The 18,574-nt window shown below is 61.4% G+C and carries 16 protein-coding genes; 9 read left to right on the forward strand and 7 right to left on the reverse strand.

Translation table 11 applies throughout. The features are described 5' to 3' along the window. Window positions 1–24: 24 nt before the first annotated feature. From ROS217_RS14945 to mdoH, 6 genes are all read right to left on the reverse strand, one after another. Complete coding sequence (locus ROS217_RS14945; RefSeq protein ID WP_009818617.1) at window positions 25–585, reverse strand: sarcosine oxidase subunit gamma; 561 nt, start codon at window positions 583–585, stop codon at window positions 25–27. Continuing rightward, window positions 578–3,532 carry a sarcosine oxidase subunit alpha family protein gene (locus ROS217_RS14950; RefSeq protein WP_009818618.1) on the reverse strand — a complete coding sequence of 985 codons (2,955 nt, stop codon included), beginning with the start codon at window positions 3,530–3,532 and terminating at the stop codon, window positions 578–580. Before ROS217_RS14950 ends, ROS217_RS14945 begins: the two co-directional genes overlap by 8 nt. Beyond that, a complete protein-coding gene (locus ROS217_RS14955; RefSeq protein ID WP_009818619.1) occupies window positions 3,529–3,816 on the reverse strand; it encodes a sarcosine oxidase subunit delta in 288 nt (95 codons plus the stop codon). The genes ROS217_RS14950 and ROS217_RS14955 overlap by 4 nt, the downstream gene beginning before the upstream one ends. Window positions 3,817–3,829: 13 nt before the next feature. Further along, window positions 3,830–5,080, reverse strand: coding sequence for a sarcosine oxidase subunit beta family protein (locus ROS217_RS14960; protein WP_009818620.1), 1,251 nt, complete (start codon window positions 5,078–5,080; stop codon window positions 3,830–3,832). A gap of 114 nt (window positions 5,081–5,194) precedes the next feature. Continuing rightward, window positions 5,195–5,785, reverse strand: coding sequence for a YceI family protein (locus ROS217_RS14965; protein ID WP_009818621.1), 591 nt, complete (start codon window positions 5,783–5,785; stop codon window positions 5,195–5,197). A gap of 15 nt (window positions 5,786–5,800) precedes the next feature. Beyond that, window positions 5,801–7,606: a glucans biosynthesis glucosyltransferase MdoH gene (mdoH, locus tag ROS217_RS14970; RefSeq protein WP_254656434.1), complete on the reverse strand. Its 1,806-nt coding sequence runs from the start codon at window positions 7,604–7,606 to the stop codon at window positions 5,801–5,803. A gap of 190 nt (window positions 7,607–7,796) precedes the next feature. Between mdoH and ROS217_RS14975 the strand changes: the two genes are divergently transcribed. From ROS217_RS14975 to ROS217_RS14995, 5 genes are all read left to right on the forward strand, one after another. Next, window positions 7,797–8,192: a 6-pyruvoyl trahydropterin synthase family protein gene (locus ROS217_RS14975; protein WP_040651543.1), complete on the forward strand. Its 396-nt coding sequence runs from the start codon at window positions 7,797–7,799 to the stop codon at window positions 8,190–8,192. Then, window positions 8,176–8,958, forward strand: coding sequence for a class I SAM-dependent methyltransferase (locus ROS217_RS14980; protein WP_254656435.1), 783 nt, complete (start codon window positions 8,176–8,178; stop codon window positions 8,956–8,958). The genes ROS217_RS14975 and ROS217_RS14980 overlap by 17 nt, the downstream gene beginning before the upstream one ends. Window positions 8,959–9,176: 218 nt before the next feature. Beyond that, window positions 9,177–9,890, forward strand: coding sequence for a RibD family protein (locus tag ROS217_RS14985; protein WP_009818626.1), 714 nt, complete (start codon window positions 9,177–9,179; stop codon window positions 9,888–9,890). 5 nt (window positions 9,891–9,895) lie between these two features. Continuing rightward, a complete protein-coding gene (locus ROS217_RS14990; protein ID WP_009818627.1) occupies window positions 9,896–10,873 on the forward strand; it encodes a zinc-dependent alcohol dehydrogenase in 978 nt (325 codons plus the stop codon). Further along, a complete protein-coding gene (locus ROS217_RS14995) occupies window positions 10,863–11,939 on the forward strand; it encodes a glycosyltransferase family 4 protein (RefSeq protein ID WP_157046618.1) in 1,077 nt (358 codons plus the stop codon). Before ROS217_RS14990 ends, ROS217_RS14995 begins: the two co-directional genes overlap by 11 nt. Here ROS217_RS14995 and ROS217_RS15000 read toward each other — a convergent pair. After that, window positions 11,925–12,938, reverse strand: coding sequence for a GlxA family transcriptional regulator (locus ROS217_RS15000; protein WP_009818629.1), 1,014 nt, complete (start codon window positions 12,936–12,938; stop codon window positions 11,925–11,927). The genes ROS217_RS14995 and ROS217_RS15000 overlap by 15 nt on opposite strands. A 194-nt stretch (window positions 12,939–13,132) precedes the next feature. Between ROS217_RS15000 and ROS217_RS15005 the strand changes: the two genes are divergently transcribed. From ROS217_RS15005 to ROS217_RS15020, 4 genes are all read left to right on the forward strand, one after another. Next, window positions 13,133–14,371, forward strand: coding sequence for an N-acetylmuramoyl-L-alanine amidase (locus tag ROS217_RS15005; RefSeq protein ID WP_040650626.1), 1,239 nt, complete (start codon window positions 13,133–13,135; stop codon window positions 14,369–14,371). Window positions 14,372–14,483: 112 nt separating this feature from the next. Beyond that, the gene (locus tag ROS217_RS15010) at window positions 14,484–16,991 is read left to right on the forward strand and encodes a penicillin-binding protein 1A (RefSeq protein ID WP_040651545.1); all 2,508 of its coding nucleotides are present in this window, start codon (window positions 14,484–14,486) and stop codon (window positions 16,989–16,991) included. A gap of 64 nt (window positions 16,992–17,055) precedes the next feature. Beyond that, window positions 17,056–18,183 (forward strand): peptide chain release factor 2, encoded by a 1,128-nt coding sequence (gene prfB, locus ROS217_RS15015; RefSeq protein WP_009818632.1) that lies wholly within the window; start codon window positions 17,056–17,058, stop codon window positions 18,181–18,183. A gap of 163 nt (window positions 18,184–18,346) precedes the next feature. After that, window positions 18,347–18,571 (forward strand): twin-arginine translocase TatA/TatE family subunit, encoded by a 225-nt coding sequence (locus tag ROS217_RS15020; protein WP_009818633.1) that lies wholly within the window; start codon window positions 18,347–18,349, stop codon window positions 18,569–18,571. The last annotated feature ends 3 nt before the right edge of the window (window positions 18,572–18,574 follow it).

The raw sequence follows: 18,574 nt of genomic DNA on the forward strand, positions 1-18,574 counted from the left end.
TCACCGCCTTCACGGGCACCGTCTTTAATGCGCTGAGCGTATCGCTGTCAGAAGCGCGTGATGCAGGGAACCCGCCGAGGAGCGGGGGCCGATCACCGAGATATGGCGCGGGCTGTGGCAAAGCAGGAAGCAGCCCATATGCTCAACCGCCGTGCGCTGCGCCTCGCCGCCGGTGAAGGCGCGGGTGTTGGCGTTGGTGAGGCGTTCCAACACATCGGCCAAGCCGTCACCGCTGAGGTCAAAGCGGCACCATGCGCCAGTCTGGTCGGTGACGCTTGTGGCACCCTTGGCCTGCGCCAAGATCTGATGTGCCAGATCCTCGTGGGTCTCGATGGGGGCGTCGAGCATCCATTGATCCGGTCCCATCCAGAAGGCGGTGAGGTCAGTGCCGCCCATGCGGGCCGGACCGGGGGCGGGGGCACCGATCAGAGAGGTCACAAGGGCGGCGGTCTGCGCCTCATGCCCAAGACGCGCCGCGACGGAGGCAAGCGCCCGGTCGGTGACTTCGGTCAATGTGACCGGGCCGTGGCTGTCGATACGGGGACGGGTCGCCCCGAGCGGGGTGATGGCGATGAGATCAGGCACGGAGGCGCTCTCCTTCTGGATCGACGAAATGGGCGCTGACGACTTCGACGTCATGCTCGACGCCGGTCAGGGGCGAGACGAGGCGCAGGACCTCGCCCATGCGGGTATCGCCGGATTTGAGGAAGGCCAGCGCGATGGCATGGCCCAAGTTGGGCGAGTAGCAGGCGGAGGTCACATAGCCCTGATCATGGGCGGCATCGACCGGGCTGCCGCGTGTCATCAGATGCGCGCCTGCGGGCACGGGGTTGGCGCGGTCCACCGGGCGCAGGCCGACAAGGCGCAGCGCATCCGGGGTATTGAGACCTTCGCGGCGTGAGAGCACAGCCCCGATCGAGTCTTTTTTGTCCGAGACCATCTTGCCCATGCCGAGATTGAGGGCCGTGGTGGTGCCGTTCAGCTCGTTGCCCGCGGCGTGACCCTTTTCGATCCGCATGACGCCGAGCGCTTCGGTGCCGTAGGGAACCACGTCAAACTCGCGCCCCGCCTCCATCAAGCGACGGATCATGGCATCGCCGTAGCGCGTAGGCACGGCGATCTCATAGGCCAGCTCGCCCGAAAACGAGATCCGGAACAGGCGCGCGCGCAAGCTGCCGCAGACGGTGATTTCGCCGCAGGCCATGAAGGGGAAGCCGTCGTTCGAGAGGTCGACTTCGGGGTCCACCACTTTTTGCAAGAGTTTGCGGGCATTGGGGCCTGCGACGGAAAACTGCGCCCAAGCCTCAGTCGTGGAGATGAGCTGCACATCCATGTCAGGGCAGAGGCATTGGCGCACGAATTCCATATGGCGATAGACGGTGACCGCATTTGCGGTGGTGGTTGTGACCACGAAATGATCCTCTGCCAGACGTGCGGCGGTGCCGTCGTCCATGGCGATGCCGTCCTCGCGCAGCATGAGGCCGTAGCGGGTGCGCCCCACGGGCAGTTTGGCGAAGGCGTTGCAATAGATCATGTTGAGGAAAGCGGCGGCATCCGCGCCCTGCACGTCGATCTTGCCCAATGTGGTCACATCGCAGATCCCGACCGAGCGGCGGGTTTGCAGAACCTCGCGGTCCACGCTCTGCCGCCAATGGGTTTCGCCGGCGCGGGGGAACCATTGCGCGCGCAGCCACATGCCCACCTCGACAAAGACCGCGCCCTGTTCTTCGGCCCAGAAATGGCTGGGGGTCTTGCGGGTGGGCCGGAAATCCGCACCGCGTGAGCGACCCGCAAAGGCCCCGATGGCGGTGGGGGTATAGGGCGGGCGGAACATGGTGGTGCCCACCTCGGGGATGGATTTGCCCGCCACTTCGGCCATGATCGCCATGCCCGCAGTGTTCGAGGTCTTGCCCTGATCGGTGGCCATGCCAAGGGTCGTGTAGCGCTTGAGATGTTCGACGGAGGTGAAGTTTTCCTGATGCGCCAGTTTGATATCCTTGGCGGTGACGTCATTCTGTTGATCCACCCACGCGCGCTTGGCGCCTTGGACATGCCAGAAGGGGGTGAGGGCGACGGGCGTATCCTCGGCCTGAGGCAGATCGGGGCGGGTGACGGTGCGGCCAAGGTCGGCGACGATGCTTGCGGCGACGTCGGCACCCGAGGTCAGGGCGGCATGGGTCGAGAAGAGACCATCGGCCGCGCCGACCACGGTCATGCCCTGAGGCAGGGTGCCACCGGGAACAAAGGCATGGATATCGGCGTTCCATGTTGGACGGCCGCGCTGATGGCATGTGAGGCTTACGTTCGGGTTCCAGCCACCCGTGACGCCAAGCGCGCCGCAGTTTAGGCTACGGCGAGTGCCGCGCGCGTCCGTCACCTCGATCTTGCTCAGCCCAAGGCGGCCTGACGTGTTGGTAATAGTGCCGCCAGCGATGACCTCGTAGCCGTTGCCTTTGGGGGCATCGGGGCGGGTGTCGATCACTGCGGTGACCGTCACGCCCTTGGCCAGCAAATCCTGCGCGGTGCGGTGGCCGTCGTCATTATTGGTGAAAACGGCGATCTCTTGCGCCGGGGTTGCGGCCCAGCGGTTGGCATAGGCGCGCAGGGCCCCCGCCATCATGATGCCGGGGCGGTCGTTATTCTCGAACACGATGGGGCGTTCGGTGGCACCGGCGGCGAGAATGGCGCGGGTGGAATAGATGCGCCAGAGGATCTGGCGCGGCTTGCCCTCGGGCGGGACGGGCAGGTGATCGCTGACGCGTTCGAGCGCGCCGTAGATGCCGTGATCGAACGCGCCAAGGACCGTGGTGCGGGTCATCACCCGGACATTGGGCATGGCGGACAAGCGCTCGGCGGTCTCGGCCGCCCAGTCGGATCCGGAGTGTTGGCCCATTGCGAAAGTTTCGGCGTTGAGGCGGCCACCGGGCCGGGAATCCTCATCCGCGAGAATGACATTGAGACCGGATTCGGCTGCGGTCAGGGCCGCCGCGAGGCCCGCGGGGCCAGCGCCGATGATGAGCAGGTCGCAGTGCAGATAGCCCTTGTCATAGCTGTCCGGGTCGGCTTGCAGGCTGAGAGAGCCCAGACCGGCGGCGCGACGGATCATGGGTTCGTAGAGCTTTTCCCAGAAAGCGGCGGGCCACATAAAGGTTTTGTAGTAGAATCCGGCGGCAAAGAAGCTTGAGAGGCGGTCGTTGATCGAGAGCGCGTCAAAGGTGAGCGAGGGCCAGCGGTTTTGCGATTGCGCGGTGAGGCCGTCGAACAATTCGGCGGTCGTGGCGCGCGTGTTGGGTTCGCGCCGCGCGCCGTCGCGCAATTCCACGATCGCGTTGGGTTCTTCGGAGCCAGCCGAGAGCGGGCCGCGTGGGCGGTGGTATTTGAACGAACGGCCCATCAGGCGCACGCCATTGGCCAGAAGCGCCGAGGCGAGCGTGTCGCCGGGATGGCCCTTCATCCATTTGTCGTCGAAACGAAAGGAAATGGTGCGGCTGCGGTCGATCAGCCCGCCCTGCAAACGGTTTTCTTGGGTCATTTGGAGCGTCCCTCGCGGCGGGCCACATCGCGGGCCAGTTCCACATCGGTGATTTCATGGGTCAGCGTGTCACGGGTGACGACAAGCCAGCTTCGATCGCCCTGTTCGTGGAACCACAGCTCGCGATGTGCCCCGGCGGGGTTGTCGCGCAAGTAGCCGTAGTCGATGAACTGCTCCAGCGCGTCCGGCGCGTCCGGGGCGGGGCGGCGGATGAGGGCGGCGTCGCCCTTGTAGACGAATTCGCTGGCGTCGCGGGGGCCGAGGGTTGGGTGGTTGATCAGCATGGCGCGGGGTCCCTCAATGCAGGTTGGGCTGGTTGCCCATGCCCTTTTCGTCGATCATCCGCCCCAAGGCGAAGCGATCAAACCGATAGGCGGTGGCAGTCGGATGGGGCGTGTCGGTGGCCAGAAGATGCGCATAGGCAAAGCCCGAGGCAGGCGTTGCCTTGAACCCGCCATAGCACCAGCCGCCGTTGAAATAGAGCCCGGCGATATGGGTGCGGTCGATGATGGGCGAGCCGTCCATGCTCATGTCCATGATGCCGCCCCACATCCGCAAAAGACGCGCGCGGCCCAGCATCGGAAAGATTGCCATGCCGCCTTCGCAGACATCCTCGACCACGGGCAGGTTGCCGCGTTGGGCGTAGGAATTATAGCCGTCGATGTCGCCGCCGAACACAAGCCCGCCCTTGTCGGATTGGCTGCAATAGAAATGGCCCGCGCCGAAGGTGATGACGCCGGGCAGGACGGGTTTGAGGCCTTCCGACACGAAGGCCTGCAAGACATGGCTTTCAATCGGCAGGCGCATGCCCGCGTGCGACATGAGGCGTGAGGAGGAGCCAGCAACGCAAGCGCCGACCTTGTTCGCGCCGATGAAGCCGCGCGATGTCTCGACTCCCAGACATGTGCCGTTCTCGATGCGAAAGCCGGTGACTTCACAATTCTGGATGATATCCACCCCGCGTTGATCGGCGGCGCGGGCATAGCCCCAGGCCACCGCGTCATGGCGCACGGTGCCACCGCGATGTTGGGCGAGACCGCCCTTGATCGGGAAACGGGCATCATTGACGTTGAGGAACGGATAGCGCGCCACAATCTGCGCGGTGGTCAGCAGGTCGGCATCGGCCCCGTTCAGCATCATCGCATTGCCGCGCCGGATGAAGGCGTCGCGCTGTGCGTCGGTGTGGATCAGGTTGAGAATGCCACGCTGGCTGACCATGGCGTTGTAATTCAGGTCCTGCTCTAACCCTTCCCAGAGTTTGAGCGAGAATTCGTAGAACGGCTCATTGCCATCAAGCAGGTAGTTGGAGCGGATGATGGTGGTATTGCGCCCGACGTTGCCGCCGCCAATCCAGCCCTTTTCCAGCACGGCAATCCGCGCCTGTTTGAATTCCTTGGCCAGATAATAGGCCGTGGCAAGCCCGTGGCCGCCGCCGCCGATGATCACATAGTCATAAGACGCCTTTGGCGCTGCATCGCGCCATGCAGGGCCCCAACCCCGATGTCCGGTGAGGGCCTCTTTGATGACCTTGAAACCTGAATAGCGCATGGAATCCGACTCCTTTTCCCTAATTTCAGGGAAAAAGAGCCGCTATGTAATATCGAATTCGGACAAAGCAGGTCGCAAATCGGACTCTGCTTCAAATTCACGGCGCGCGCGGACCTAATCGGCGCGGATCGCCTCGAATTCGAGAATGATGTTGACCGAGTCGCCAACAAAGTCGGGCAGGGCGTAGGTGCTTCCGAAGGCGCTGCGCAGGATTTCGGCGGTAGCGGAGATACCCAGCGTTTCCTTGCCATGGCAGCAGGGGTAGTCGGCGCGCTTGTTGAGCGTCACATCGAGGGTGACTGGCTGCGTGACGCCGCGGATGGTCAGATCCCCCGACACGGTGCCTGCGGTGTCCGAAATCGGGGTTCCGCCCTCGGCGGTGAACGTGATCATCGGATGCGCCTCGGCATCCAGAAAGTCAGGCGAGCGGACGTGGGTGTCACGCTGCTCGTGGTCGGTATCGACACTCGGCGTGCCAATCGTTGCGGTCACTTTGCCCAAGTCCTGCGTCTCGGGATCATAGGTAAAACTGCCCTCGATCTGGGAAAATCGCCCGAGAACCTTGGCATATCCCGCGTGCATGATCGTAAAGGCCACAACGGCATGTTCCGGGTCAATCTGCCATGTAGCGGGTTCTGCCTGCACGGGGTGAGCGAGCTCGAAGGCAAGCGTGGTGCCGAGTGCGGTCAGTCTTAGTCCGGTCATGCTGTTTCTCCTATGTCACGCGGTGTTGGCGTGGATTGCAGGGGTGTCAGTCGTTCTGGGGGCACGATCTTCGGGAATATCAAAGAGGCCCGTGTCCATGGACCACCGGCTGAGCCGAGGCAGGGTCGAGACCACGGCGATCGGGATCGAAAAGACCAAGGCGAGCAAAACGGGCGCGCCGAAAATCAAGGCCCATGGGGCGTTGGTTCCCAGCCAGAAACAGAGACCCAAACCCAAGAGAGTTTGCGGCCAGAGCACACGCGCTGCTTCATCCCAGCCCAACCGGTCACGGCTGCGCTGTTGCGCGCTCCAGCCGATCCGCTGACCGAAGACGAGGCCAAGGGCGAATTGGGTGAGTGCGACCGCGACGATCGGGGATGTGAGCATCGAAAACAGGATCTCGGCCAAACCGCCCGAAACGACCCGTAGCCGTCCGCCATAGTCCTGGCTGCGGCTCTGTGAGAAAAGCACCTGCGCCAGTCCCATGAGTTTGGGGCTGAGGCTGAGTGTCATGAGAACGGCAAAGAGCGTAAGCCCCGGTCCCAAAGGCACGGCGCTCATTTGATCCACGGTTCCCGCAAGAGAGGCACCGATCAGGATGAAGACAATCCATGCCGGCGCGCTGATATACATCAAGATGGCAAGCACAAGCTGGATGCGGCTAACGGGTTTTAGGTCCGACAGGCCAAGCAGGCGGACATACTGCAAATTACCGTTCATCCAGCGCAATTCGCGGCGAATGAAATCGACAAGGCTGGGCGGATTGTCCTCGTGGCTGTCAGATTCCTCGGCCAGCACGCGCACTTCGTAACCCGCGCGGCGCATGAGCACCGCCTCGACCTGGTCATGGCTGAGGATCGCACCGGACAGGGGGCCGCGCCCCGGCAGCAGCGGTAGCATACAGTGTTCGCGAAACGGGGTGGTGCGGATCACAAGGTTATGGCCCCAGTTCGGGCCGCAATCCCCCTGCCACCAAGCCGAGCCGAGTGTGTAGGATCGCATGCCGTGACGCATGCCGAATTGGAAGGCGCGCGTGAAAAAGTTGCGTGAGGGCAGTCCCGTGACGAGGCTTTGCAGCATTCCGATCTCGGGGCTGGCTTGCATCACGCGGATCAGGTGTAGCACCGTTTCGGCACCCATCTCGCTATCGGCGTCCAACGGCAGGAAAAAGTCGCTTTGGCCTTCGGGGCTGTGCAGGAACTCGGCAATATTGCCAGCCTTGTAGCCGGCATTGTCGGTGCGGCGGCGATAGTGAATTGTGGCGAGAGGCCGGGAGGAGCGCCATTGCGCGACCCGAGCCTCTTCCTTGAGGGCGATGCCGGCGTCATTGGTATCGCTAAGGACGTGGAAAGAAAAGCGCCCGGCCCAAGGGCTGAGCGCCAGCTCTTCCTCCAACCTGCGCAACCGGGCAATCGAGGCGTCGGGATCCTCGTTGCGAAGCGGCATTACCACCGCAATCCGGGCCGTGATCGGCTCGTCGCCTCTGACCCGTGTGATGGCGGGTGTTACCCGCGCTGCGGCACCGGCCCCGTGGCGCAGATCGAGCAAAAGACCCAGAACACTATTCCACAGACCAATGGACAGCCAAGGCAGGGTCAGCAGAAATGCGCCCAGCATTGCGCCTTCTCCAAAGGTGATGCCGGTTGGGGCAAAGAGCGTATACATTGCCCAGAACAGTCCGATGACCGTGGCGGTGTTGAGCGCGAGCACACAGCGGCGACGGGCGGGCAGGGGCATCCCACGCCGCGCGCGTGGCAGGCGGATCGCCCCATCTGTTGGCTTTGCGCGATCAGATCCAGACGTATTCCCAGACGTATTCACAGTATCTCCTTGCGATAATCTCTGCCGCAGTCGCGCTCAGCGCCATAATGCAGTGCATACAGATATTGTCCAAAGAATACCCGTCCACTGAAATCTTTTGCATATGCGGGAAGTTGCCGAAAGTCTGCCGCGCCTTGACGCGTTGAGGTCGCGTGTTAACTCTTTCGCGAGATTGAAAAAGGAATCCAATATGTTCGCCGTCGAAGTCCGTGATCACATCATGATCGCACATTCTCTTCCTGATCCGGTGTTTGGACCGGCTCAGGGTGTTCACGGCGCGACCTTTGTCGTCGACGCTGCCTTTTTCACGCAGGACATAGATGCGCATGGGCTGGTGGTGGATATTGGTCTGGCGTCAGAGGCTCTGGCACGGGTTCTGGCCCCGTTGCGGTACGGAAATCTGGACGACAAGCCCGAGTTTGCGGGCAAATTCACCACGACCGAGTTTCTATCTCATCATATCTGGAGCGGGCTGCGCGATATTGCCAAGGCAGAAGGCCTGGGAGATCATGGGCGCCTGCGCAAGATCCGCGTGACGCTGCATGAGAGCCATGTGGCGCGCGGGTGGTATGAGGCTGACATCTGAGATGGGATTTGACGCGGAGTGGTTGGCGCTGCGCGAGGCGTCGGATGTGGTGGCGCGAGATGCCGATCTATTGGCACAGGCCATGACCTATGCAGGATCAGGGGGTACACTCCTAGATCTGGGATGCGGAACCGGCGCGACCGCGCGGGTCTTTGAGAGCGCGGGTGCGCAAGATATCCGGTGGCGTTTCTTCGACAATGATGCTGAGCTTTTGAAACGTGCCGCTGCGCGCCATCCTCAGGCTGAAATCATCCAAGGTGATTTGGCTGATATCGACGAATTGCCCCTTGCCGGGGTTCGTCTTGTGACAGCCTCGGCGCTGCTTGATCTGGTGTCACGCGATTGGATGGAGCGTTTTGCAGCGCGTCTCGCCAGTGAGCGTGTCGCCCTCTATGCCACGCTAAGTTATGATGGGGTCATGAACTGGACACCGCTTGATCCAGAAGATGCAATCATAACAGAACGGTTCAATGCGCATCAACGCGGAGACAAGGGGTTTGGACCCGCGCTCGGCCCGGATGCCGCTGAAAGCGTCGCGCAAATACTCGGTGCGAGGGGATACAGCGTCAGTCTCGCTCCGAGTCCATGGCGCCTGGGAGCGACTGCGGCAGACATGCAGCGCGCTCTTTTGCACGGTATTGCACAGGCCGCGCTCGAGATGGGCCACGCCACGGCCGATCAATGGATTGGGCGGCGAAAGGCGCATCTGTCTGAGGGTTGGGCGGAGATTGGTCATATGGACCTCTTGGCTCTGCCTCCGTCTTGATGTCCCATAGGTGACATTTTTGAGAATGCCTCTATCTTTGCCATGGCCTTGACGGAACAGTCGAATGGATCACCTCCATGGCCATAGCCAGTCGTTGAACGGAGACCCGGATGCAGACCGCCCAAGTAACTCCCAAGGTTTGGGATCGGATCCTCGCTGCCCGCGCGGGCAGGTCGTGCTTGTGTTGCGGCGATTGGGAAACAGGGGAGCGCGCGGCGATGACGCTCTATGGTTCGATGATTGCGGCCCCCGGATCACCTCATGTGGTGGCACAGATCGGACAATCGCTCGATGGCCGGGTGGCGACCGTCAGCGGAGATGCCGCGGATGTTTCTGGGCCGGACGGGTTGGCGCATCTGCACCGCATGCGGGCCTTGGTGGATGCCGTGATTGTGGGGGTCAAGACCGCGTTGCAGGATGATCCGCGCCTCACCGTGCGCCTCGTGGCTGGCCAGAATCCGGCGCGCGTTGTGATCGATCCTTCGGGACGTTTGCCCAATGATGCGCGACTCTTCGCCGATGATGGGGCGCGACGTGTGGTCATTCAAACCGTGGAGAAGTCTCGTCCGGCCGGAGTTGAAGTGATCACATTGCCGCGAAGCCAGTGGATTTCCCCAGCCGCCATCGTCGCCGCCCTGCGCAAACTCGGCCTCAATCACCTCTTGGTCGAAGGGGGGGCCATCACCATCGCCCGATTTATCGAAGCGGATCTTCTGTCGCGGCTCCATGTGGCCGTTGCCCCTTTGCTGATTGGTGCCGGACCGCAGGGATTGACGACCCAGCCCATTGCCAAGCTGGCGCAGGCGCGTCGCCCCGAAACACAGGTCTATGGTCTGGGCTCGGATGTGGTGTTTGATTGTCTGATGGGGACACGCGCACAGGCGCAGGTCTGGCCCCACGCCAAACAGGCTACCGCCTTGCGGCACGGGTGAAAGACATGGTGCAGCACAGCCGCGCGCTCTGGATCACCGAGGCGGGCCGGGCAGAGATCTTATCCGCATCCTGCGAGGATCTTCCGGATCATTGCGTGGTCGAGACACTGTTCTCTGGCATAAGCCGTGGGACAGAGCGTCTGGTCTTTCAGGGTCGCGTGCCCCGGAGTGAGCATGAAACCATGCGCGCGCCGTTTCAGGAGGGCGCGTTCACCTTTCCTGTGAAATATGGCTATAGTTCTGTCGGTCGGGTGATGTCGGGGGCGCAGGCCGGTCAGGTGGTCTTTTGCCTTTATCCCCATCAGGAGCGGTTTGTCTGTCCTCTTGCCGCGGCGGTACCCGTGCCGCATGCCGTGCCACCCGGTCGGGCCGTTCTGGCGGCGAATATGGAAACGGCGCTCAATATCATCTGGGACGCCGGCGTGATGCCCGGTGATCGGGTTGCGGTCGTCGGGACAGGGACGGTCGGAGCTTTGACCGGATATCTGGCGGCGCGTATGCCCGGCACACAAGTCTGTCTGGTGGACATTGATCCGGCCCGCGCTGGCTTGGCGGAAAGTCTGGGGTGCCGGTTTGCGCTGCCACCCCATGCCCAAGAGACATTAGGCGGTGAGGCGGATGTGGTCATCCACAGCTCGGCGACCGATGCCGGTCTGGCAAGTGCGTTGGCCTTGGCTGGCTGTGAGGCGGTGGTTGTCGAAGCAAGCTGGTATGGCACAGGGCAAACCGCAATTGGCCTTGGCGGTGCGTTTCATCAGCGGCGGTTGCGGTTGGTGGCCTCTCAGGTTGGACGCATTCCGGCCAATCACGCCGCCAGATGGACCTATCGCAGGCGATTGGAGACCGCGCTTGGGCTGTTGACCGATCCAGCACTCGATGCCCTTATTTCGGGTGAGAGCCGGTTCGAGGATCTGCCGCGCGACTATGCCGCCATCCTTGATGCGCCGGGCACGCTGTGTCACCGGGTTCGGTATGGCGACTAAGCCTGAACGCCCTTTGCGGCGCATGGCGTTCGCCGTGCCGGGGGATATCAACACGACAACCGGCGGCTATCTCTATGACCGCCGACTGGCCCAAGCTCTTGAGGCGCGCGGCATCGAGGTGCGGCATCTGAGGTTCGGCGACAGCTTTCCGCAGCCGACGCCGATTGACATGCAGGACGCCGTCAAGCAGTTGCAGGCATTGCCGTCAGATTGCCCGGCGCTCGTTGACGGTTTGGCTTATGGAGCGCTTGAAACCTCGGCCTTGTGCGACCTGCGCGCGCCGCTGGTGGCTCTGGTTCATCATCCACTGGCGCTCGAGCCGGGGTTGGGCGCAGTGCAGGCGCGTGACATGGCCGCACGCGAGACCGCCAACCTTGCCTTGGCGCAGCAGATTGTGGTTACGAGCGGGCATATCGCGGGCTTGTTGCGCGATGCCTATGGGGTGCCCCCTCACCGTGTCCACATCGCGCGACCGGGTTTCATGCGCCCGCTTGCCGCCGTGCATGAGCGCGATAGCCCGCCCCTCATTCTCTCGGTGGGGATAGTTGCTCAGCGCAAGGGGCATGACGTTCTGCTGCAAGCCTTGGCGCAGATTGTCGACCTGGAGTGGAGGGCGGTGATTGTCGGTCGTGCGCATGAGCCTGGTACGGTGCGCGCCTTGCACATGCTGCGTACCGATTTGGGTCTGAGCACGCGGGTCGAGATTGCGGGCGAGATTTCACAATCGGCACTTGATGAGCTTTACGCGCGTGCGACACTTTTTGCGCTCGCGACGCGTTACGAGGGATATGGCATTGTCTTTGACGAGGCGATGGGACACGGCTTGCCCATTGTCAGCACCGATGTCGGGGCGGTGCCGGATACGGTCGCGCCGGGGGCAGGTGTTCTGGTGCCGCCTGAAGACCCCGCGGCATTTGCATCAGCGTTGCGCAGAGTGCTGGAGGATGCGGGCTTTCAGGCAGGCTGCGCCTTGGAGGCGCGGCGCGCTGCCTCTCATCTCGGGGATTGGAATGCTGCAGCCCGCGTGGTTGAGGGTGTGCTCTTTGAGCCCTCAAACCTCGGCTGAATAGTCGAGCACGCGCTCTCTGTGTTTGCCGCGGAAATCCGAGGGTGTCAGGCCGTAGAACTTTTTGAAGGCGGTTGACAACGTGCCGGTCGAGCCAAAGCCGGTGGCGGTGGCAATATCAATCAAGGGCAGCTTGGTGTCCTGAATCAGATGGTGTGCACGCCTGACGCGCAGCTGTTTGTAATAATGGCCCGGTGAGGTTTCAAACACCGCGCGAAACCGCCGTTCAAGACAGCGCTGCGAGGTGTCAACCTGGTCCGCAATCTCGGTGATTGACAGAGGCTCTGACAAGTTATCCTCCATGATGGCCAGCGCATCAGACACCGCCTTGTCATAGAATTTGTGAAAGGCGGCTGGCGCGAAGGGCTGTGTGCTGGAGCTCGTCCGTATGCTCGGTAGCAGGAGATGTCGGCCAATTTCGGTGATCTCGGAAACCGGGAGATCCTTGGCCAAGAGACCAATGACCAGTTCGGCCGTGGCGGCACGGCCCGCAGCAGTAATGATCCCATTGGACAGCTCTGACAGGCTCTCAGTCAGTCGCGGGAGGTCTTGGGTCTCGCGCAGGACGACGGCATCGGCCCAATGGGTCGTGACGGCCCCGGTGCTGATTTGGGTTCGGGCGATGAAGCGTGTTGCGGCATCCGCGAGCAAGATGACAGCATTGCCTAGGCGCCGCATGCTGCGGATACGCGCCATCCACGTTGACGTGTCTGCCGTTTTCGAGGCGATCACGATCAGATAATCAGCAAGGCAGTGATCTGGAATGACCGGCTCTGCCCGCACGATGCAGGCCCCGGTGCCCTGAACAAAGCCAGGATTGTCCGAAACGATCCGCCAGACAAAGCGTGGGCTGCCGTGAACCATGTTCGCAGTCTGTAAGGTGTGAATCACAGAAGCGAGTTCAAGATCACAGAACTTGCGCTGAACGAAAATCTCGAACACGGTTGTTGCGCCGTCAGGCGTGATGGTCGGTTGGGATCGTGAAGTCTGTTCGGTCATGGCGATTCTATAGACTGTAACTTTAGGATTAAAAACCATGATTGATTACATGGTGGGATCAAGCCCTGACTTCTGTTTTATGCGCCGCGTTGGTTTTGATCACAATCGGTAAAGAAGACGGTCAGGGGAATGGGGCTGTTGCGTCTGAGCGCTGTCGTGTATCTTGAGCCATAGAACAGACCGGGAAACGGTGAATGAGCAGGACCCTTGGAATAGTGCTGGCGATGGCTCTGGCCTTTGCCGGACTGACAGGCGCGCGGGCGCAAGACGCGACATTCAGTGGTCTTGCGCGGCTGGATGTTACCGCCAGTGCGATCACCGATGCGGGGCAGGGCGTCGATTTCCACCTGCGCCTTAGCCAAGGTGTGCCCTACCGGGTCTATACGCTGTCGGATCCCGCCCGCCTTGTGCTCGACTTCAAGGAGGTCGATTGGCAAGGGGTCGGGGCTGCCGATCTGATCCGCGGCGAGCGTGTCAAAGGGCTGCGCCTTGGACAGATTAGGCCGGGATGGTCACGCATGGTGGCCGATCTCGATGCTCCCTATCCGCTCGCACGGGCCGGGCTAGATATCGACAACGCAAGCGGTGCCGCCGACTTGCGCGTCCGTCTGGGGGCGGCGGATGCGACGCGGTTCGCTGCGACGGCTGGCACGCCGGACCTGCCCGGCTGGGCTATGCCCGATCCGCAGAGCGGGCTTGCTGCGGCACCGGGGCGGGTGCCGGGTGAGGGTCCGTTGATGGTGGTGCTTGATCCGGGGCACGGGGGTATTGATCCCGGTGCGCAGGAGGGCGAATTGGCTGAAAAGACGTTGATGCTGCAATTCGCCCAAGAGCTCCGCGAGGAGTTGCTGCGCGCGGGCGGTTTCGATGTGATCCTCACGCGGGACAGTGATGAATTTGTCAGCCTCGAGCGGCGTGTCGCATTGGCCCATTGGGCGGGGGCAGATGTGTTTTTATCCCTGCATGCCGATGCGCTCACAGGGGCGCAGGCGCGGGGTCTTTCAGTCTATACCCTGTCCGAGAGTGCCTCGGACGAGGCCAGTGCAGCCTTGGCAGAGCGGCACAACCGCGCCGATATGTTGGCGGGCGTCGATCTGAGCGGCAAGGATGATATCGTAGCTGATGTTCTTATGGATCTCGCCCGAATCGAGACGCGCCCGCGGACGGAACAGTTGGCCAGTGCCTTGATCGAGAGCTTTGCCGCGCATGAGCTGCCGCTGCTGTCGCGTCCTCTGCGTCACGCCGGGTTTTCGGTACTCAAGGCACCTGATATTCCCTCTGCGCTGATCGAGCTTGGCTTTCTCTCCAGTCCCCGAGATTTGGCTCGGCTGCGGAATGCGGAGGGACGAGCGCGGATTGCGACGGCCCTGCGCGTGGCACTATCGGCATGGCGCGATGCCGATGCAGCGCGTGCCGGGTTGGTGCGGCAATGATCCACCGTGAACGCTTTGTCTGGTGGGACGTGGCGTTGACCTGCGCCCTTTCCCTTTTGACCCGGACGCCTTCGATGCCTATATCGGGCACACCAAGCATGCGGGGGCCGTGGTGTTACGTCCGATTCTAAGCCTTTTGGGCACTGTCTTTAGCCTGATCACCCTGATCGTGGTGGTTGTTGGCCTCAGCATTGGTGCCGTGTTGCATATTTATGGCAAGGATTTGCCGAGTCACGAGTCGCTTGCCAATTACACGCCTCCGACCATCAGTCGTATCTATTCGGGCGAAGGACGTATCATTGATGAATTCGCGCGTGAGCGCCGTCTTTTTACGCCTGCGGAGGATATTCCCGATCTGGTGAAGCAGGCCTTTATCAGCGCCGAGGACAAGAATTTTTACACGCATGGTGGTTATGATGCCGTCGGCATTGCCTCGGCGGTGGTGGATGCCGTGAAATCGCGGGGGCGGAACGTGCGTGGCGCCTCGACCATCACGCAGCAGGTGATGAAGAATTTCCTGCTCTCGGGTGATCGCCAGATGGAACGCAAGATCAAGGAAATCATCCTTGCCACGCGGATCGAAGAGACGCTGAGCAAGGATAAGATTCTAGAACTTTATCTCAACGAGATTTTTCTGGGTCAGAACAGCTATGGGGTGGCTGCCGCCGCCCAGACCTATTTCAACAAGACCCTGAGGGAACTGGCCCCACATGAGGCCGCGACGATCGCCTCGATGCCGAAAGCGCCCAGTGATTACCATCCGGTGCGTGAAAAGGAACGGTTGTTGGAGCGCCGTAACTACGTGCTCAAGCAAATGTGGGATAATGGGTATCTGACCGAGGCCGCCTATGAGGAAGAACGCGCAACTCCGTTGCGCAGCGTACAGAACGGAGACTTTGAACCGTTCAGTGCGGAACTTCCGCCGCGTGACTACTTCACGGATGAAATTCGCCGCCAGTTGAGTGAGAACTTTGGCGAAGGCGAATTTTTCACCGGTGGTCTGTCTGTCCGCGCCACAATCGACCCTGAAATGCAGGTGCAGGCCGCGCATGCGTTGCGGCGTCAGCTTGAACTCTACGACCGGGGGCAAGGGCGTTGGCGGGGGACTGGCCAAACACTTCCGCAGGAGGTGCTTGGTACAGAGGCGAATTGGCGTGAAGCGCTTGGGAAGGTGAGTGTCGCGCGGGACATTGATCTGGACGGTCCTTGGTATCCCGCTGTCGTGCTTGAAACAGGCGAGCAAGTCATGCGTGTTGGCGTCGAAGGGGTCGAGGGCATCCAAGAGGTTCCGCGCAGCGATATCAAATGGTTGGCCGGCGATTTCAATTCCACCTTCGAGCTTGGAGATGTGGTGCATGTGCGCCGCGTGACCGGGCAAGACGGGGCCTTTGTCAACTGGTCCCTGCGGCAGGTGCCTGAGGTGCAGGGCGGCTTTGTGGCGATGGACGTGAACACCGGCCGGGTAATTGCCATGCAGGGCGGTTTTTCCTATCAGGCCTCGGTCTTTAATCGCGCCACACAGGCGCTGCGTCAGCCGGGATCAAGCTTTAAGCCGTTCGTCTATGCTGCGGCGCTCGACAGCGGGTATTCCCCGGCAACGATCGTGATCGATGCTCCGATCGAGATCAACACGCCGCAGGGCCTGTGGCGGCCGCGCAATTCCTCCAACAAGTTCTATGGCCCCACGCCTCTGCGCACCGGAATCGAGCAATCGCGGAACCTGATGACCATCCGCCTTGCGCAGGAGGTGGGCATGGATGTGATCGCCGACTATGCCGAACGGTTCGGCGTCTATGACAACATGGGCCAGTTTCTGGCCAATTCGCTCGGCTCGGAAGAGACCACGCTTTATAACATGGTCGCCGCCTACGCGATGTTCGCCAATGGCGGCGAGCGCGTGCGTCCGACATTGGTGGACCGGGTGCAGGACCGTTACGGCAAGACGATTTATCGCCATGACGAACGCGATTGCGTGAATTGCGACGATCCCGGTATTCCGGAAAACCGTGGCCCGCGCATCGTTTCAGACCGTGAACGTGTGATGAATGCCGTCACGGCCTATCAGCTCACCTCGATGCTCAAAGGTGTTGTGGACCGTGGCACGGCCTCGGGGGCAATCAATCTGCCGGTGCCTGTTGCGGGCAAAACCGGGACAACCAATGATGCGCGTGATGTGTGGTTCGTGGGCTTTACCAGCAACATCGCCGCAGGGTGTTACATTGGTCATGATCAGCCGCGCGGCTTGGGCAAATCAGCCTATGGGTCGTCGCTCTGCGGCCCTGTCTTTCAAGAGTTCATGACGGAGGCTGTCAAGAAATACGGGGGCGGGCCGTTTGATGTCCCTCCGGGTGGCCACTTCATCAAGATCGACCGCTTCACCGGGGCGCGCCTGTCGGATGATGCCGAAGGTGCAAACGTTGTGGCCGAGTATTTCCGTGATGGTGAGGAGCCGGTATTTGGCTTGGCGTATGATGGTGGCTTTGCCATGGGCAACGATCTGGAGCTGTTCAGTGCCGGCGAGCGTGAGCGCGTGCAAGAGGTGACCACCTCGACCGGAGAAAAGGCACAGGTCGGGGGCAAAGCCAGCTTTGGCTCGATGAGTTCGGGTGGCTTGTACTAGGGCTCTCTTGCCCGGCCCGGCGCGCTGCGCTATCACCCGCACCTGACCAGACAAGGACACCCCGATGCGTGCAGAAACCCAGAACCTCGTGGCCGAGATCGAAAAGTCGTTGGAGCTGTTGCGCCAGCGGCTGGGGTGGGAGACCGCTCGGCACCGCCTTGAGGAATTCAATGCCCGCGTCGAAGATCCTACGCTTTGGGATGATCCCGCCCGCGCACAGTCGTTGATGCGCGAGCGTCAGGCACTGGTGGATGCGCTCGACACCCATGACAGTCTCAAGCAGGAGCTGGAGGACAATCTTGGCCTGATCGAGTTGGGCGAAATGGAGAATGATACCGAAGTCGTGTCTGAGGCGGAGGCCGCGATCAAGGCTCTGGCAAAAGTGGCGGCCGCCAAGGAACTGGAAGCGCTGTTGGACGGCGAAGCAGATTCCAATGACACCTTCCTTGAGATCAACGCAGGTGCGGGCGGCACCGAAAGCTGTGATTGGGCGTCTATGTTGGCGCGTATGTATGTCCGCTGGGCCGAAAAGCGTGGCTACACGGTCGAGTTGCAGTCGGAATCGGCGGGCGAGGAGGCGGGGATCAAATCTGCTGCCTACAAAATCAGCGGCCACAATGCCTATGGCTGGCTGAAATCCGAATCGGGTGTGCATCGCTTGGTCCGCATTTCGCCGTTTGACTCCGCCGCCAAGCGGCACACGTCGTTCAGTTCGGTCTGGGTCTATCCGGTTGTGGACGACAATATCGAAATCGAAGTGAACCCGTCGGACATCCGTATTGACACCTACCGCAGTTCCGGTGCGGGTGGGCAGCACGTGAATACCACCGACTCGGCGGTGAGGATCACGCATATTCCAACTGGGATCGTGGTCACCTCCTCACAGAAATCACAGCATCAGAACCGTGACATCGCGATGAAAGCCTTGAAATCTCGGCTTTATCAGCAAGAACTGGACCGTCGAAACGCCGCCATCAACGAAGCGCATGACGCCAAGGGGGACGCAGGCTGGGGCAATCAGATCCGGTCTTATGTGTTGCAGCCCTATCAGATGGTCAAGGATCTGCGGACGGGGGTCGAGACTTCGGACACCAAAGGGGTGCTGGATGGGGATCTCGATGAATTCATGGCCGCTACTCTGGCCATGAATGTCAGCGGTAAGAGCCGCGCCGAGGCTCAGGGGGGTGATTGACCCGGCCCGGTCGCCCTGCTTAGGGTATAGTCGAAAAAAATGCGGCGAAATCTAGGGAACCGTGCTGCATTGCTGCTTCCAACTGGCGATGTGAGCGACTAGGTAATGAAAATGAAATTCCCGGGGGCGCACCAACCGACCCCCGAGAAAGGGAGAGATTGAAATGCTGAACAATATTGGCCTTCCGGGGCTTCTTCTGATCGCGGTCGTCGTGCTCGTGCTGTTTGGGCGCGGCAAGATCTCGTCGCTGATGGGCGAGGTGGGCAAAGGCATCACCTCTTTCAAAAAGGGTGTCGCAGAGGGCACCAAAGAACTGGATGACACCACCAAGGATTCCGCCGAAGGTGCGCGTGACGTGACCCCGGCCGAAGACAAAGACAAGGTCTGATCC

Source organism: Roseovarius sp. 217 (assembly GCF_000152845.1).
Taxonomy (GTDB): Bacteria; Pseudomonadota; Alphaproteobacteria; order Rhodobacterales; family Rhodobacteraceae; genus Roseovarius.

Bases quoted from the DNA above. Each gene is read 5' to 3' on its own strand.
- ROS217_RS14950 (WP_009818618.1), bottom strand. From the start codon at position 3,532: ATGACCCAAGAAAACCGTTTGCAGGGCGGGCTGATCGACCGCAGCCGC.
- ROS217_RS14955 (WP_009818619.1), bottom strand. From the start codon at position 3,816: ATGCTGATCAACCACCCAACCCTCGGCCCCCGCGACGCCAGCGAATTC.
- ROS217_RS14960 (WP_009818620.1), bottom strand. From the start codon at position 5,080: ATGCGCTATTCAGGTTTCAAGGTCATCAAAGAGGCCCTCACCGGACAT.
- ROS217_RS14965 (WP_009818621.1), bottom strand. From the start codon at position 5,785: ATGACCGGACTAAGACTGACCGCACTCGGCACCACGCTTGCCTTCGAG.
- ROS217_RS14975 (WP_040651543.1), top strand. From the start codon at position 7,797: ATGTTCGCCGTCGAAGTCCGTGATCACATCATGATCGCACATTCTCTT.
- ROS217_RS14980 (WP_254656435.1), top strand. From the start codon at position 8,176: ATGAGGCTGACATCTGAGATGGGATTTGACGCGGAGTGGTTGGCGCTG.
- ROS217_RS14985 (WP_009818626.1), top strand. From the start codon at position 9,177: ATGACGCTCTATGGTTCGATGATTGCGGCCCCCGGATCACCTCATGTG.
- ROS217_RS14990 (WP_009818627.1), top strand. From the start codon at position 9,896: ATGGTGCAGCACAGCCGCGCGCTCTGGATCACCGAGGCGGGCCGGGCA.
- ROS217_RS14995 (WP_157046618.1), top strand. From the start codon at position 10,863: ATGGCGACTAAGCCTGAACGCCCTTTGCGGCGCATGGCGTTCGCCGTG.
- ROS217_RS15000 (WP_009818629.1), bottom strand. From the start codon at position 12,938: ATGACCGAACAGACTTCACGATCCCAACCGACCATCACGCCTGACGGC.
- ROS217_RS15005 (WP_040650626.1), top strand. From the start codon at position 13,133: ATGAGCAGGACCCTTGGAATAGTGCTGGCGATGGCTCTGGCCTTTGCC.
- prfB (WP_009818632.1), top strand. From the start codon at position 17,056: ATGCGTGCAGAAACCCAGAACCTCGTGGCCGAGATCGAAAAGTCGTTG.
- ROS217_RS15020 (WP_009818633.1), top strand. From the start codon at position 18,347: ATGCTGAACAATATTGGCCTTCCGGGGCTTCTTCTGATCGCGGTCGTC.